Raw genomic sequence first — 15,965 nt, 5'->3', positions numbered from 1 at the left:
TTCATGGGATTATTAGTTGATGGTCAATGGCAAGATAAGTGGTACGACACCGATTCAAGTAACGGAAAGTTTGAGCGTGAAGCTGCGCAGTTACGTCATTGGATAACTGCTGATGGTAGCGCTGGAATAACGGGCGAGGCCGGTTTTAAAGCACAAGCGAACAGGTATCATTTATATGTATCACTTGCGTGCCCTTGGGCGCATCGAACGCTTATATTTAGAGCGTTAAAAGGGTTGGAAAATTTAATTACTGTGTCGGTTGTTAGCCCTGATATGCTTGATAGTGGTTGGGCTTTTGATACGCAAAACCACAGTACTGGTGATGCTTTATTTAATAGTAACTACTTACATCAAGTGTATACAAAAAATAACCTAAAGTACTCCGGGCGGGTAACCGTTCCCGTATTGTGGGATAAAAAGCTAAATAAAATTGTCAGCAATGAGTCTGCCGATATTATACGTATGTTTAATAGTGCATTTAATGAATTGACTGGCAATACCGATGACTTTTATCCTGAAGAATTGCAACCAAAAATTGACGAATTAAACGCGTTGATTTATCCAAATATAAATAATGGTGTTTATCGTACGGGTTTCGCAACAACTCAGGATGCGTATGAAGAGGCGTTTAACGATTTATTTAAAGCACTCGATACAGTAGAGGGGATTCTGAGCAAGCAGCGTTATTTAGCCACAAACAAACTCACCGAGGCTGATTGGCGCTTATTCACTACGCTGATTCGGTTTGATAGTGTGTACGTTGGTCACTTTAAATGTAATTTACGCACAATTGAAAGCTACCCTGCACTGAGCGGATATCTTAGAGAGCTATATCAAGTTAGAGGTGTGGCTGAAACAGTTGATTTTTATCATATTAAACGTCATTACTATTTTAGCCATACAATGATCAACCCGACACAAGTTGTGCCAAGTGGTCCAAGTATTGATTACTTATCTGATCACGGTAGAGGTATTTAGCTTTAAGCGAGTAGCCTAACAAGCCAGCCATATTTTCTAACCAAGCTGGTTTCGCTTTTCCCTGCTTGTACAGCAGCACCGGCTAAAAAAGCACTTGTTAATCCTACTTTAGTTGCTGCAAAACGTTTTAACCGATATTGAAACGCCGCATGGTGTTGGCGTTTTAATTCACTGCGCATATCCATTTGCTTACTAAGAGCTTGAACGTTTTTGTTTGGGGCCTTAATCAAATTATCTACTAACATACTAATTCCCATGTAAATTTAATAGCTGCTTTAAGCTTTTAAGTGTTTTACTAAAACCAATTTTATTGCTTAGGTAAACTGTGTTTTTCCAAAGCCATACCAAACAAGCAACTTGCAGTGAAGTAGCTGTTGCAATACTCAGCCATACCGACCCAAAGAGATCATATACACCGTATCCAACAGCACCTAGAAATCCTGCCCACAACAAAACCAAGCCACTGGCAAAACAGCCTAAAAATATAGTGATCAATGCAAGCGATCTAAGCGACAACCGCCATTCAGCTTTAGCAAGCTGATGGGTGATCTCTCCTTGGGTCTGGTAATCATCCTTGAGTTGCTTAGAGTACTCTAAAAGCTTTGCAATATGATCTTGCCAATCGTCCTTTTGGTTTGGCTGCTCAGTAGCTTGGTTTTGCGCGTTACCATCCTTGGTTGCGGTTGTTTGTGGGTTATTCATCACTGATTACTTACGACGAAATAATGATGTAATTAACATACCAGCAGCAAAAGCAATGCCCGCAGTTGCTAATGGATTTTCAGAAGCGAAAGCACGCGTTTTTGCAGTGCATTCGCTCAGCTTTTCGCGTGCAATAAGTTGTTTTTCGCTCAGTGCTTCTGCTGAACTAGAAGCGCCTTTACGAACACTGCTTTCAGCTGTTGCTGCTTTGCTAGAAAGTGCATCTACAGCATCGTGCGCCGCTGATGTGGCTTTCTCTGTAAGTGGCGAGTCAGTATTTTTTAGTTTAACGTCAGGCTTAACATCTGAAGTTGTGTTTGGTTTCGTACTTGTTGCAGTAGCCATAATCAATCCTTAATAAGTTAAAAATTTAAGTAGTGATTTAGATGATGCAATGATTAAACCAAATTTAACTTTTGTTTTAACTTGTTGAATTTTATTTGTTTTTTTGTTTGCCCTGGTTTTGTCAAGGTTGGTAATTTAAAAAAACAGTAACTATTACTACACGGTTAGGTAAATTTTACAAATAAGGTGAAAATGCTTAAAAAACTGTAAATATTCATTGTTTATTCAGTAAGCAGAACATGTAGAAATAAGCATATTAAAACTAAGTAAATTTTTTTTTCGCTGTTATTCCACTTTTTCCCACGTAATTCAATCGCTTTGCTTGAACCCTTATTTTTTCTAGCTTTGAGACTCGTTAAAGCTGGTCAGCTTACTTGACAAAAAGGCTTGTCAAGCCCTAAACTGGAGGACTGTGGTAAAAAGTGGTTTTTAGTGGATCAAACTGGATCAAAGTAATCGCTAGGCGATTAAAATAATTTAAAGCAGGCTGTTTATGTTTCGTGGCGCAAGTTCACTGAGTTTGGATGATAAAGGACGCTTTGCGGTACCAACCAAGTACCGAGAATCTCTGCTATCTGAAGACCAAGGAACTGTTATTTGTACTGTTGCGCTAAATGAGCCGTGCTTATGGTTATATCCGCTTGCTGAGTGGCAAGAAATAGAAAATCGTTTAGCTAAAATTTCAAATATGAATCCACGAGCTCGACGTATGCAGCGTATGTTGCTAGGGAATGCCACAGAATATCAACTTGATAAAAATGGTCGGATTTTGTTAGCGCCTTCATTGCGTGCACATGCAGATCTAGGCAAAAAAATAATGTTGGTTGGTTTGATGAATAAGTTTGAAATTTGGGATGAGGCGCGTTGGAACGAACAAATGCGCCAAGATACTGAGCTTGAGAGGCTTGGTGATTTTGAACCTCACCCTGATTTAGATAATTTCACTCTCTAACAGCACAATAAAAGGCAAATAATAGCTAATGACAGCGCAATTTGAACACGTATCCGTTTTAATGGACGAAACCATAGATGCCCTTGCAATTAAGCCAGACGGCATATACATGGACGGCACTTTTGGACGTGGCGGTCATTCAGGGCAAATATTAGCACGCCTTGGTAATGAAGGTCGTTTGCAAGCGATTGACCAAGATCCGCAGGCAATACAATCAGCTGAAAAGTTTGCTGATGATCCGCGATTTGCAATTGCACATACTCGCTTTTCAAAACTTTACGAAGTAGCAGAGCAAAACGATCTCATTGGTAAAGTCGACGGGATTTTATTAGATATAGGTGTGTCGTCGCCACAGTTAGATGATGCTGGGCGTGGTTTTAGTTTCATGAAAGACGGCCCACTAGATATGCGTATGGATCCAACAAGTGGTCGCAGTGCAGCCCAATGGTTAGCTGAAGCTGAATTGGATGATATTACCCATGTAATTAAAAAGCTGGGTGAAGAGAAATTTGGTAAGCGTATTGCGCATAAAATACTTGAGATTAGAGAGCACACGCCAATTACTACGACTAAGCAGTTAGCTGATTTAGTCGATGAAGCAGTACCTGTAAAAGATAAGTTTAAACACCCTGCTACTCGTACTTTTCAGGCTATTCGTATTTATATTAATAGCGAACTTGAAGAGATTCAAACGGCATTGCAGTCTGCAATTAAGGTCCTTAAACCCGGTGGTCGTTTGGTTGTTATTTCGTTTCATTCATTAGAAGATCGTATTGTAAAACAGTTTATTAGAAAACAGAGTCGGGGAGAAGTATTACCCAGAGGTCTGCCTTTAACTGACGCACAAATAAATAAAAATCTGACGTTAAAGGCAGTGGGTAAAGCGATTAAGCCAAGTGCCGCTGAAGTTGAGCGTAATCCGCGTTCTCGTAGCTCTGTACTTAGGATTGCTCAGAGGCTGGAATGAATATAAAAGCGAATCATCGTCAACCACCTAATTTATTTTTTGAAATTGTTAAAGGCCTAGGAGCTAATAAGCTTACCTCGGCCTTGTTGGTTGTGATATTCGCGTCAAGTTTAACTGTCGTACAAGTAACACATCTTGCTCGAGGGCAACTTATTGAACAAGATTCGTTACTCCAAGAGCGTGATGAACTTGATTTAGAATGGCGTTATTTATTAGTTGAAGAGGAATTTTATTCACAGCATGCACGTATCGAAGAAATTGCGAAATCACAGCTGAAAATGAAACGACCAACGAGTCAAGATGAACAGGTAATAATACTGCAATGAGAAATCGAGGCAAAAAACCAGTAAATAACTTAATTACATGGCGCTTTATGCTGGTGTGTGGCGTTGTGTTTATGGTGTTTGTAACACTGGTATCTCGTGCTGCTTATTTACAAGTAATTGAACCTGACAAAGCCCGTTCTGAAAGTGATAAACGTACCGTACGTGTCGAAAAACTTCACGTCCAGCGTGGGATGATTTTTGATCGTAATGGCAAAGAGCTCGCGGTGAGTGTACCGGTAGTGAGTGTGTATGCAGATCCTAAAGCACTTCACAAATCACTTGTTTCTAAAGTGATTAAGCAAGCGCGTAAAAATGGCGAGGATCAACAATCACTTGCAGACAATGCGTTCGAACTTGATAAACGTACAGTGCAGTATTACAAAAATGATATGCGCTGGCGTGAACTAGCTGACGTTCTGCGTATCGATCCGAAAAAAATTAATTCACGCCTTCTTAACGATCCTTCTCGTCGCTTTGTTTACTTAAAACGCCAAGTAACTCCTGCCGTTGCAAATTATATTGGCGACTTACGTTTGCCTGGCATTCATTTATTAGATGAATCTAAGCGTTATTACCCTGCCGGTGAAGTAACTGCACATATTATTGGTTTCACCAATATAGATGGCAAAGGTATTGAAGGTATTGAAAAGCTGTATGAGAATGCATTAACGGGCGAAGAAGGCCGTCGTACTATACGCAAAGATGCACAAGGACGCGAAGTAGAAGTGCTTGATGAGCGCGAACGCGTAGAACCTGAAAGTATTCAATTAAGTATTGATCAACGTATTCAAGGCATCGCTTATAAAGCGATTAAATCTGCTGTACTTACTTATAAAGCGACATCGGGTTCAGCGATGGTTGTTGATATAAAAACAGGCGAAGTATTAGCGATGGTTAATAGCCCTTCGTTTAATCCAAACAACTTAAGCGATGCAGCCCCGCATAAGCGCCGTAACCGCGCAATTACCGATTTGTTTGAACCAGGCTCAACTGTTAAGCCTCTAGCCATTTTAGCTGGGCTAGACTACGGCGCAATTAAAGCAGATGACAAAATTGATACTTACCCTGGTTGGATGCGTTTAGGCGGTAGCTTAGTTCAAGATACTCGCAATCATGGTGAGATGACACTGCGCGAAATTTTAAAATACTCTTCAAATATGGGAGTTACGAAAGTAACGCAGTTAGTACCTAAAGATTATTTAGTGGGATTGTTTCAAAAGGTAGGGTTTGGCTCAGATTCAGGCACCGGTATGGTGGGGGAAAGCAGTGGTTTGTTTTACCCTAATCGCCGTTGGTCGGATCATGAAATTGCTGCGCTTTCATTTGGTTACAATATTGCAGTAAGTACAGCCCAAATGGCACGATTTTATGCCATGTTAGGCGCTGGGGGAGTCAACCGTCCATTAACGATTTTAAAACAAGATAATGTACCAGAAGGCGAACGTATTTTTAAACAAAAAGACGTAGAAGCCGTAGTCCATATGATGGAAAGTATATTTGAAGAGGGCGGCACAGCCAGTCGCGTTAAAGTTGATGGCTATCGGGCAGCAGGTAAAACAGGTACATCTAAAAAAGCAGCTGTTGGTGGTTATGGTGACGAATATGTTGGCTATTTTGCAGGTGTCGCACCTGCAAGTAATCCTCGATTAGCCGTTGTTGTTATGATTAATGAACCCGGCGGGGATGTGTACTACGGAGGGGCCACCGCTGGGCCTGCATTTGCTGAAATAATTTCGAATTCATTAAGAATATTAAATGTAGCACCGGACAAGGAAGATGTTGCCTACGTGGAAGGTAAAAAGAACGATGCGTGATTTAAGAGATACTTTAAAATACATCGAAATTGATGCGCCCTCGCAACTGGTAAAACATTTACGCATTGATAGTCGTGAGGTAACACCAGGTGATGTATTTGTTGCTATTAAAGGCCATTCACTTGATGGCGGACAATTTATTGCTAAAGCAATTGAAAATGGCGCAACAGCGATTATTGCTGACAGATTATGCGAATTTGAAACAAGTTTCGAACCACTATATTTAGTTTCAGAGCTTGATAAAAAGCTTCCAGAATTAGCAAGTCGCTTTTATAACCAACCAAGTCAGGCTTTGGATTTAATTGGTGTGACTGGCACAAATGGTAAATCAACCACCACAGCAATGATTGCCCACTTAGCGCAATTTTGTAGTACTGAGTCAGCGATTATTGGCACGCTAGGTTATGGACATCCTAATAACTTAACTCCACTGATGAATACTACGCCTTCAACGGTTGATTTACAGCATATTTTAAGCGATTTAAATTTACAGCATAAAAAGCTAGTCGCCATGGAAGTGTCATCGCATGGGTTAGTGCAACAGCGTGTTGCTAAATGTGAATTTAAAGCAGCTGTGTTTACTAATCTTTCGCGTGATCACTTAGATTATCATGGTGATATGGCAAGTTACGGTGATGCAAAATTAATGCTTTTTCGTGATTTTGAACCGCAAGTTGTGGTGCTTAATCAAGATGATTTTCAAGCGGAGCAATGGCTTGAAAAGTATGATTTTAATAATCTAATTTGTTATGGCCGCAAAAACTTAGCTCCTAAGAATACTCGATACGTCTATTTTTCTGATGTTGAATATTCAAGTGTAGGTATTTCGGCGCAGTTATCGACGAGTTGGGGTGATATATCAATTAAATCGCCTCTGTTTGGCGAATTTAATTTATATAACTTAACGGCAGCGCTCGCTACATTGCTAGGGCTTGGTTATCCGCTTGAGCAATTAATTACAGGTTGTGCGCAGTTACAGCCAGTCGCTGGGCGAATGCAAGCATTTAGTCAAGCAGGCATGCCAACGTGTGTTGTTGATTATGCACATACGCCCGATGCACTTGCACTTGCATTGCAAGCATTGCAACAGCATGTACCAGGTGGTGTGAGTTGTGTATTTGGTTGCGGTGGTGACAGAGATAAAGGTAAGCGAGTATTAATGGCGCAAGCAGCTGAGCAAAATGCTAATAAAGTTATTATTACCAGCGATAACCCGCGATCTGAAAATCCTGATGACATTATTGCTGATGTGGCTGGCGGTTTAGTGAACCCTCAAGACGCACATTTAGAGGCTGATAGAGCAACTGCAATTCGTTTTGCTATAGAAAATGCTACAGCTGATGATGTTATTTTAATTGCAGGTAAAGGCCACGAAGATTATCAAATTATAGGCGATAAGCGCATCGACTTTTGCGATCGCCGTTATGTACAAGAACAACTAAAAAAAGCAGTAAGAGGGATAACACAATGATCCCAATGGATTTTGATTGGTTAGCCAATGTACTAACAACCGATTATCAAGGTGATAATCAACAAGTGCTTAATATAAATACTGATACTCGTACAGTGTGCGATGGCGAAGTGTTTTTAGCACTTAAAGGGCCCAATTTTGATGGCCATAAATTTATAGCAGAAGCTAAACAAAAAGGCGCTATTGGCGTTATTGTTCAGCACAAAGTAGATGTAGATATTCCACAATTTATAGTAAGCGATACACGTATTGCACTAGGTGCAATTGGCACTGCTGTTATGGCGCAAGTGGCGCCTAAAACAATTGCAATTACAGGGAGTGTAGGTAAAACCACCGTAAAAGAAATGTGTGCAGCAATTTTGTCGGTTCACGGTGATGTATTAGCTACTAAAGGTAATTTTAATAACGATATTGGCGTCCCACTTACGTTATTGCGCTTAGAGCCTCAACATCGTTTTGCAGTAATTGAACTAGGTGCAAATCACTTAGGTGAAATTGCCTACACAACTGCAATGACCAAACCAGATGTAGCCGTTGTATGTAATGTTGCAGCCGCTCACTTAGAAGGTTTTGGTAGCTTAATGGGGGTTGCAAAAGCTAAAGGTGAGATTTTTGATGGCCTAAAAGATGACGGCGTTGCCATTGTTAATTGCGATAGTGAATTTAGCCAGTATTGGTTAGATAAACTTGAAGGGCGTAATGTTAAACGTTTTTCTACAACCGAAAAACTCGACATTTGGGCAGAGAATATCACGCTTGATGCCAATGCGCGTGCAAGCTTTACGCTTTGTACTAAAGACAAGCAAGTCCCTGTTACTTTGGCGCTACCTGGCAAGCACAATATTAGTAACGCACTTATTGCGGCTGCACTTACTAGTGAATTTGATGTAACTCTTGAAGAAATAGCCAATGCACTTGCCACTATGGGTGATGTAAAAGGGCGCGTTAATCTAATTGAAGTGTCTGATTTACTCACCGTGGTTGATGATACCTATAATGCCAATGTTAAGTCGGTAAAGGCTGCGATTGACTTGTTAAGTGATATGCAAGGTCACCGCATTTTAGCGCTGGGAGACATGGGGGAGCTAGGTGAAGATGCACGTAAATATCACCAAGAAGTTGGTGAGTATGCACTTGAGCAAGGGATTGATGAGTTATTTACATTAGGTGTATTAAGTAAATGCGCAAGTGATGTGTTTGAACTCCCTAATCGCCACTTTTCGAGCCGTGAACAAATGCAGCAAAAAATTCAAGAAAGTATTAATAAAGTGAATACAAAAACAACAATAGTAGTGAAAGGATCGCGCAGTTCTCGCATGGAATTATTAGTAACCGATTTAGTTAATGGCCAGCAACAAGCCATCAATGGAGTATCATAATGTTAGTTTGGCTGGCAGAGTATTTAACCCAGTATTTTAGTGGTTTTCATGTTTTTTCGTATTTAACGCTACGTGCCATTTTAGGTATTTTAACTGCGCTAATTATGTCTCTTTATTTAGGACCTAAGTTAATTCGTGGTTTGCAACGTATGCAGATAGGTCAAACGGTTCGAGACGATGGTCCGCAATCGCATCTATCTAAGTCGGGTACGCCGACTATGGGTGGCTTACTTATTTTAGCGGCTATTTTTACCAGTACGCTACTATGGGCTGATTTATCGAATAAGTATGTATGGGCAACGCTGTTTGTAATTGGCTCATTAGGTATTGTTGGCTTTGTTGATGACTACCGTAAAGTTATCCGTAAAGATCCAAAAGGTTTAATTGCTAAATGGAAATATTTTTGGCAGTCAGTAATTGCGTTAGTGGTAGCGACAGCATTGTATTTTACCAGTGCACAAGCTTCTGAAACATCACTTGTTGTTCCATTTTTTAAAGATGTATTGCCGCAACTTGGCTTGTTTTATATTGTGCTTACGTATTTTGCAATAGTAGGGACATCAAATGCAGTAAACCTGACCGACGGGCTTGATGGCTTAGCCATCGTACCCACTATTTTAGTCGCCGCAGCATTGGCAATTATTGCTTACTTAACAGGTAATATTAACTTTTCGGCTTACTTACATATTCCGCATTTACCGCTAGCAAGTGAGCTTGTGGTTGTGTGTACTGCCATTGTGGGTGCAGGGCTTGGCTTTTTGTGGTTTAACACTTACCCAGCACAAGTATTTATGGGTGATGTAGGCTCATTAGCACTTGGTGGTGCATTAGGTATTATTGCTGTTTTAGTACGCCAAGAATTACTGCTTATTATTATGGGCGGCGTATTTGTTATGGAAGCACTCTCGGTCATATTACAAGTGGGATCGTATAAATTACGTGGGCAACGCATTTTTAGAATGGCGCCAATTCATCATCATTACGAATTAAAAGGTTGGCCGGAGCCACGTGTTATCGTACGCTTTTGGATTATTTCTATTGTGCTAGTCCTCGCTGGTCTAGCGACATTAAAGATTCGATAAATGCAGTATTTAAACGAGATAAAAAATAAACAAATAACAGTGCTCGGACTCGGTGTTACCGGTCTGGGCATTGTGCGTTTTTTATTATCTCATAGCCTTATGCCAAAAGTTGTTGATAGCCGTACAAACCCTCCAGGGATTGATTGGCTTAAAGAGCATGCACCAAATCTAGATACACACTTTGGTAATTTGGATGACGCAGAGCTTCGTTCAAGCGATATAATTATTATAAGTCCAGGGCTTAGCTTAAAAATACCAGCTGTTGCAGATGCAATTAACGCAGGTGTTGAAGTGATTGGCGACGTTGAGTTATTTGCACGTATTAATACAAAACCGGTTGTTGCAGTAACTGGCTCCAACGGTAAATCAACCGTGGTTACGCTCGCTTATGAAGTATTAAAAGAAGCCGGCTATAAAGTTGCTTTGGGTGGGAATATTGGCACTGCGGTGCTGGATTTACTCAATGATGATTTTGATGTGTATGTACTTGAGCTATCTAGTTTTCAGCTAGACACCACAAAGAGCTTAAAGCCAATAAGTGCAACGGTATTAAATGTGTCAGAAGATCACCTTGACCGCTACGACAGTTACCAAGCTTATATAGACTCAAAGCTAAGTATTTATGACGGTGCAGAGCTTATTGTAGTTAATACTGACGATAGTCAAACGCATCCAGTTGAGCGCAGTACAACCCCCCAAATTAGCTTTGGTGTTCAACAAGGTGATTACCATTTAGCGCAATACAATAACGAAACTCACTTTATGGTTAAAGGCGATGCCTTTTTACCAGTGAGTACGCTTGCTGTAGTGGGTAAACACAATTATTTAAACACACTTGCTGTAATGGCGCTTTTAAGTCTGTTTGAAGTAAGCAAAGAGCAGTATGTAAACGCGTTGAGCCAATTTAATGGGTTGGCGCATCGCTGCCAATTTGTAGCTGAATTTAATGGTGTAAAATATTTTAACGATTCAAAGGCGACTAATGTTGGGGCAACTATTGCAGCAATAGATAGCTTAGCTAGTGATGGTGAAAACCTGATTGTTATTGCAGGTGGTGATGCCAAAGGCGCTGATTTAAATGCCCTTAAACCTTATATTCAACGGCATGTTAAAGCATTAATTTGTTTCGGCAAAGATGCAAGTGACTTAGCTGCGATTACCAATAAGAGCTATTTAACTAACAATATGGAAGAAGCCGTTGCTTTGGCCAAAGTACTTAGTCGTGCTGGCAATATTGTTTTGTTAGCCCCTGCGTGTGCCAGTATTGATATGTATAACAACTATATGCAACGCGGTGATGACTTTGTTGAGTGCGTTATGGCGGAGAAAGTATGATTGCCTTTGCCGATATAAAAGACGCATTAACACCTAAGCCTTCGGCGCAGTTATACGATGTACCGCTATTGTACTGCGTAATAATGCTGATAGGTGTTGGTTTTATCATGGTAACCAGCGCATCAATGCCGACCGCTGAACGATTATTTGATAACTCGTATCATATTACTATTCGTCACAGTATGTTTTTAGCTATGGCTTTTGTTCTTTTTTGGATAACGGTTTGTGTACCAATGGATTGGTGGAAAAGATCAAACCCTTATTTATTAATACTAGGCATGGTGCTGTTAATAGCCGTATTAATTATTGGTCGTGAAGTGAATGGAGCTAGGCGATGGATCCCTATTGGCCCGGTTGGTTTTCAGGTGGCTGAGGCTGCAAAGCTGTATTTTTTTAGTTATATTGCGGGCTATTTAGTAAGAAAACGCGAAGAGGTACAAGAAAATATTAAAGGCTTTGCAAAGCCTATTGCTGTATTTGCGGTATATGCTCTGCTTATTTTGCTGCAACCCGATTTGGGCACCGTAGTTGTTATGTTTGTAACTACGGTTGGTCTGCTATTTTTAGCCGGTGCTAAGTTATGGCAGTTTTTTGTACTTATTTTAACGGGGGTTGGCCTCGTTGTTTTACTTATAATTGTTGAGCCATATCGTATGGCACGTGTTGTTGGCTTTTTAGATCCCTGGGATGATCCTTTTGGTAAAGGTTATCAGTTGGTGCAATCGCTAATGGCATATAGCCAAGGTGGTTGGTTTGGCCAAGGCCTAGGCAACAGTGTACAAAAGCTACAATATTTACCTGAAGCGCATAACGATTTTATTTTTGCTGTTATAGGTGAAGAACTTGGTTTAATCGGCGTTGTAAGTATTTTAATGGTATTAGCTACCTTGGTATTTAGAGCGCTATTAATTGGTCAGCAAGCATTAAAGTGTGGCAAAGAATATGAAGGCTATTTTTCGTTTGCTATTGGTATTTGGTTTGCGTTTCAAACCATGGTTAATGTAGGTGCGAGTGCGGGGATTTTACCGACAAAAGGGTTAACACTGCCGTTTATTTCTTACGGTGGATCAAGCTTAATGATTATGACGATAGCCACAGGCATTTTATTACGCGTAGATTTTGAGACTAAGATGGCAACAAAACAAGCCACTTCACGCGGAGGTAAGCGATGAGTAAAAAATTAGTCGTTGTAGCTGGTGGAACTGGCGGGCATATTTTCCCTGGTATCGCTGTAGCTGACTATTTAAAACAACAAGGCTGGCAAGTTAGCTGGATAGGAACACCTGATAGAATGGAAGCTGACGTTGTTCCAAAGCATAACATAGACATTGATTTTATTGATGTTAAGGGTGTTCGTGGTAACGGTATAAAACGTCTTGTTAAAGCGCCATTTATGGTGTTTAACGCCATATTGCAAGCACGTAAAGTTTTAAAAAAACAGCGTCCAGATGTCGTACTTGCTATGGGCGGGTATGTAACTGGACCAACAGGTATTGCTGCCAAAAGTTTAGGTATTCCGCTGGTTATTCATGAGCAAAATGCGGTAGCGGGCATGAGTAACAAATTGCTAGCTAAGTGTGCTAATCGTGTATTAGCGGCATTTCCAAGTGCATTTGCGCATGGCCAAGCTGAACTTGTTGGCAATCCGGTACGTCAAAGTGTTATTGATATACCAAAGCGTGATGTATCAAGCCCAATAAATATGTTGGTAGTGGGTGGTTCACTTGGGGCACAAGTACTTAACCAAACATTACCTGAAGCATTTAAAGTATTGAGTAATACCACCGCAATTAGTGTGTGGCATCAAACAGGTAAAGGCCATTTACACAGCGTTAAAGAGGCTTATAAAGCACACAGTTTTGATAGTAATAACTTAAACGTTGCTGAATTTATTGATGATATGGATACGGCTTATGCTTGGGCTGATATTGTCATTTGCCGCGCGGGTGCGTTAACGGTTAGTGAAATTGCTGCGGCTGGAAAAATGGCTATATTTGTTCCGTTTCCTCATGCAGTGGACGACCATCAAACAGCGAATGCACAGTATTTAGTAATGGCAAATGGGGCTTTGTTAATGCCTCAAGCACAGTTTAATCAACATTCAATTGTTGAGCTTTTAAATCCTTATTTAGCTAAGCCTATATTAATTAAACAAATGGCAGCAAATGCTCAAAAGCAAGCCATTTTAGATGCCACAGTAAGCGTTGCAGCACACTGTGAGCAAGTAACAAATAAGAGAGTGTAAGTGAAAGAAGCATCAGTACAAGAAAAACACACACGACCTGCAATGCGTCGAATTGATACTATCCATTTTATTGGCATTGGTGGTGCCGGTATGGGCGGTATTGCTGAAGTACTCGCATTTGAAGGCTACCGTATTACAGGTTCTGACATTGCTCATAGCGCTATGACAGATCGCTTAATTAAAGCCGGTGCTGAGGTATTTATTGGTCATCACGAAAATAACGTAAAAGATGCTAACGTAGTCGTTGTTTCAAGTGCTATTGATGAAACAAACCCTGAGATTGTTGCAGCAAAAGCAGCAAGAGTTCCGGTTGTGCGCCGCGCAGAAATGCTCGCGGAGCTAATGCGTTTTCGCCATGGTATAGCGATTGCGGGGACGCATGGTAAAACAACGACAACAAGCCTAATTGCGAGTATTTATGGACAGGCGGGGCTTGATCCAACTTTTATTATTGGTGGCTTGTTAAATAGCGCAGGTAGTAACGCAAAAGTAGGAAAAAGTGATTTTTTAATAGCAGAAGCTGATGAAAGCGACGCGTCGTTTTTACACTTGCAGCCAATGGTTTCGGTGATCACAAATATTGAAGAAGATCACATGGATACTTACGGCGGCAGTCTCGAAAAAATGAAAGACACATATGTAGATTTCATTCATAACTTACCGTTTTATGGTTTAGCTGTTGTATGTATTGATTCTGAAGTTGCTGCTGAACTTATCCCGCGATTTGGTCGCCCAGTTATCACGTATGGCGAATCGAAGGATGCTGATTACCACATGAGCGACTTTAGCCAATCAGCTAATACGTGCACATTTACAGTAACTAACAAACAAGGTGAGTGTTTAACTGCCACGTTGAATATGCCAGGTAGACACAACGCACTTAATGCAACCGCAGCGATTGCTGTAGCAAAAGATCAAAACATTGCTAACCATGCAATTTTAGAAGCGCTGCAGAAGTTTGAAGGCATTGGTCGTCGTTTTCAACACTATGGTGAATTTGAAAACGAGCGTGGCAATGTGATGTTAGTTGATGATTATGGGCATCACCCTTCAGAAGTTGCAGCAACAATTGCTGCAGTGCGTGAAGGTTGGCCTGATAAGCGCTTAGTTATGGTATATCAACCACATAGATTTTCTCGTACACGCGACTTGTACGAAGATTTTGTAAAAGTACTTGCTGATGTAGATCAGTTACTATTACTTGATGTGTATAGCGCAGGTGAAGACCCTATAGTCGGTGCTGATAGTAAAAGCCTCTGTAGAAGTTTACGCCAACGTGGCAAAGAGCCACTTCATGTTGCTTCAAGTTCAGAGCTTGCAGGTGTCCTCGGTGAATGCCTAAAAAATAACGATTTAGTATTAACCCAAGGCGCAGGTAATATAGGCCAATTAGTAAAAACCTTAGCTGCAACGGGTATGTCGATAGAAAAACTTAAGCAAGGTGAAGTATGACCCAGGTAAACACACAATTTGGTAAAGTAGCGGTGCTGTTAGGTGGCAATTCAGCAGAGCGTGAAGTGTCATTAAAATCTGGTCAAGCTGTTTTAAATGCACTGCAAAGTAGTGGCATTGATGCAATTGCATTTGACCCACAAAGTCGTTCTTTGTGGGAATTAAAAGAATTAAATGTAGAGCGCGTTTTTATTGCGTTACATGGTCGTGGTGGTGAAGATGGCACTGTACAAGGTGCGCTTGAATTTATGAACCTGCCTTACACAGGTAGTAATGTATTGGGCTCAGCCCTCGCTATGGATAAAATTCGCTGTAAACACTTGTTTAAATCGGCGGGTCTAAGTACGGCTCCTTATGCGGTTGTCGATGCTAAAAAAGGCTTTGATGCAGTTGCCATTATGGATGAGTTTAAAAAGGTAATGGTTAAGCCATCGCACGAAGGCTCAAGCATAGGTATGGCACAAGCAAGTAATGCGCAAGAGTTAGAAGAAGCACTCGCTAATGCATTTAAGTTTGATAGCCAAGTACTTGTCGAACAGTGGATTACAGGACGAGAGTTCACGGTTACTGTATTGGGTGATGAAGTACAGCCTGTAATTGAGATGACCACGCCTAATGGTTTTTACGATTACCAAGCTAAGTATCAATCAAGCACGACGCAATATCATTGCCCTGCAAATTTATCAAAGCACGATACAGAGCACTTACAAGAAATTTCACTTGATGCATTTGACCTTGTAGGTGCAAGTGGCTGGGGACGTGTGGATGCAATGCAAGATGAGCAAGGACACTTTTACCTACTAGAGGTAAATACAGTGCCTGGCATGACTGAAAAATCACTAGTACCAATGGCTGCAAAAGCGAATGGGGCAAGTTTTGAGCAATTAGTTGTTCGCATTTTGGAGCAAACACTTTAA

General features: G+C 40.8%; 16 protein-coding genes. 13 read left to right on the top strand and 3 right to left on the bottom strand.

Annotated elements, in window-relative coordinates; genetic code table 11:
* Positions 1–3: 3 nt before the first annotated feature.
* On the top strand, positions 4–978 hold the full coding sequence (locus tag NRL14_RS12950) for a glutathione S-transferase family protein (protein ID WP_149606499.1): 975 nt from the start codon (positions 4–6) through the stop codon (positions 976–978).
* A gap of 2 nt (positions 979–980) precedes the next feature.
* Here NRL14_RS12950 and NRL14_RS12945 read toward each other — a convergent pair whose 3' ends face one another.
* Genes NRL14_RS12945 through NRL14_RS12935 form a run of 3 tightly spaced genes read right to left on the bottom strand, consistent with a single transcriptional unit; the run spans position 981 to position 2,025 of the window.
* Positions 981–1,223, bottom strand: coding sequence for a hypothetical protein (locus tag NRL14_RS12945; protein WP_007376988.1), 243 nt, complete (start codon positions 1,221–1,223; stop codon positions 981–983).
* A 1-nt stretch (position 1,224) separates the two neighbouring features.
* Positions 1,225–1,680: a threonine/serine exporter gene (locus tag NRL14_RS12940; protein WP_149606498.1), complete on the bottom strand. Its 456-nt coding sequence runs from the start codon at positions 1,678–1,680 to the stop codon at positions 1,225–1,227.
* 6 nt (positions 1,681–1,686) lie between these two features.
* The gene (locus NRL14_RS12935; protein ID WP_149606497.1) at positions 1,687–2,025 is read right to left on the bottom strand and encodes a DUF883 domain-containing protein; all 339 of its coding nucleotides are present in this window, start codon (positions 2,023–2,025) and stop codon (positions 1,687–1,689) included.
* 493 nt (positions 2,026–2,518) lie between these two features.
* Here NRL14_RS12935 and mraZ point away from each other — a divergent pair, with 493 nt between their 5' ends.
* The 12 genes from mraZ to NRL14_RS12875 are packed head-to-tail and all read left to right on the top strand — an operon-like array spanning position 2,519 to position 15,965.
* On the top strand, positions 2,519–2,977 hold the full coding sequence (gene mraZ / locus NRL14_RS12930; protein WP_007376985.1) for a division/cell wall cluster transcriptional repressor MraZ: 459 nt from the start codon (positions 2,519–2,521) through the stop codon (positions 2,975–2,977).
* A gap of 28 nt (positions 2,978–3,005) precedes the next feature.
* Positions 3,006–3,944, top strand: coding sequence for a 16S rRNA (cytosine(1402)-N(4))-methyltransferase RsmH (gene rsmH / locus NRL14_RS12925; RefSeq protein WP_007376984.1), 939 nt, complete (start codon positions 3,006–3,008; stop codon positions 3,942–3,944).
* Entirely contained in the window at positions 3,941–4,270 is a 330-nt protein-coding gene (gene ftsL, locus NRL14_RS12920) for a cell division protein FtsL (RefSeq protein WP_007376983.1), read from the top strand. Before rsmH ends, ftsL begins: the two co-directional genes overlap by 4 nt.
* Entirely contained in the window at positions 4,267–6,084 is a 1,818-nt protein-coding gene (locus tag NRL14_RS12915) for a penicillin-binding transpeptidase domain-containing protein (protein ID WP_149606496.1), read from the top strand. The genes ftsL and NRL14_RS12915 overlap by 4 nt, the downstream gene beginning before the upstream one ends.
* A complete protein-coding gene (gene murE / locus NRL14_RS12910) occupies positions 6,077–7,555 on the top strand; it encodes a UDP-N-acetylmuramoyl-L-alanyl-D-glutamate--2,6-diaminopimelate ligase (protein ID WP_149606495.1) in 1,479 nt (492 codons plus the stop codon). The genes NRL14_RS12915 and murE overlap by 8 nt, the downstream gene beginning before the upstream one ends.
* A complete protein-coding gene (gene murF, locus NRL14_RS12905; RefSeq protein ID WP_096792491.1) occupies positions 7,552–8,934 on the top strand; it encodes a UDP-N-acetylmuramoyl-tripeptide--D-alanyl-D-alanine ligase in 1,383 nt (460 codons plus the stop codon). The genes murE and murF overlap by 4 nt, the downstream gene beginning before the upstream one ends.
* Positions 8,934–10,016, top strand: a complete 1,083-nt coding sequence (mraY, locus tag NRL14_RS12900) for a phospho-N-acetylmuramoyl-pentapeptide-transferase (protein ID WP_007376979.1) — start codon at positions 8,934–8,936, stop codon at positions 10,014–10,016. The genes murF and mraY overlap by 1 nt, the downstream gene beginning before the upstream one ends.
* A complete protein-coding gene (gene murD / locus NRL14_RS12895) occupies positions 10,017–11,351 on the top strand; it encodes a UDP-N-acetylmuramoyl-L-alanine--D-glutamate ligase (protein ID WP_007376978.1) in 1,335 nt (444 codons plus the stop codon).
* Positions 11,348–12,523, top strand: a complete 1,176-nt coding sequence (gene ftsW, locus NRL14_RS12890) for a cell division protein FtsW (protein ID WP_007376977.1) — start codon at positions 11,348–11,350, stop codon at positions 12,521–12,523. The genes murD and ftsW overlap by 4 nt, the downstream gene beginning before the upstream one ends.
* Positions 12,520–13,596, top strand: coding sequence for an undecaprenyldiphospho-muramoylpentapeptide beta-N-acetylglucosaminyltransferase (gene murG / locus NRL14_RS12885; protein ID WP_007376976.1), 1,077 nt, complete (start codon positions 12,520–12,522; stop codon positions 13,594–13,596). Before ftsW ends, murG begins: the two co-directional genes overlap by 4 nt.
* Entirely contained in the window at positions 13,597–15,048 is a 1,452-nt protein-coding gene (gene murC / locus NRL14_RS12880) for a UDP-N-acetylmuramate--L-alanine ligase (protein WP_306724815.1), read from the top strand. It begins immediately after the preceding gene.
* Positions 15,045–15,965 carry a D-alanine--D-alanine ligase gene (locus NRL14_RS12875; protein WP_007376974.1) on the top strand — a complete coding sequence of 307 codons (921 nt, stop codon included), beginning with the start codon at positions 15,045–15,047 and terminating at the stop codon, positions 15,963–15,965. The genes murC and NRL14_RS12875 overlap by 4 nt, the downstream gene beginning before the upstream one ends.

Source organism: Pseudoalteromonas sp. 20-92 (assembly GCF_030847595.1).
Lineage (GTDB): Bacteria > Pseudomonadota > Gammaproteobacteria > Enterobacterales > Alteromonadaceae > Pseudoalteromonas > Pseudoalteromonas fuliginea.
Note: the sequence above shows the minus strand (reverse complement) of the source record. Positions and strands in the feature narration are given on the sequence as shown.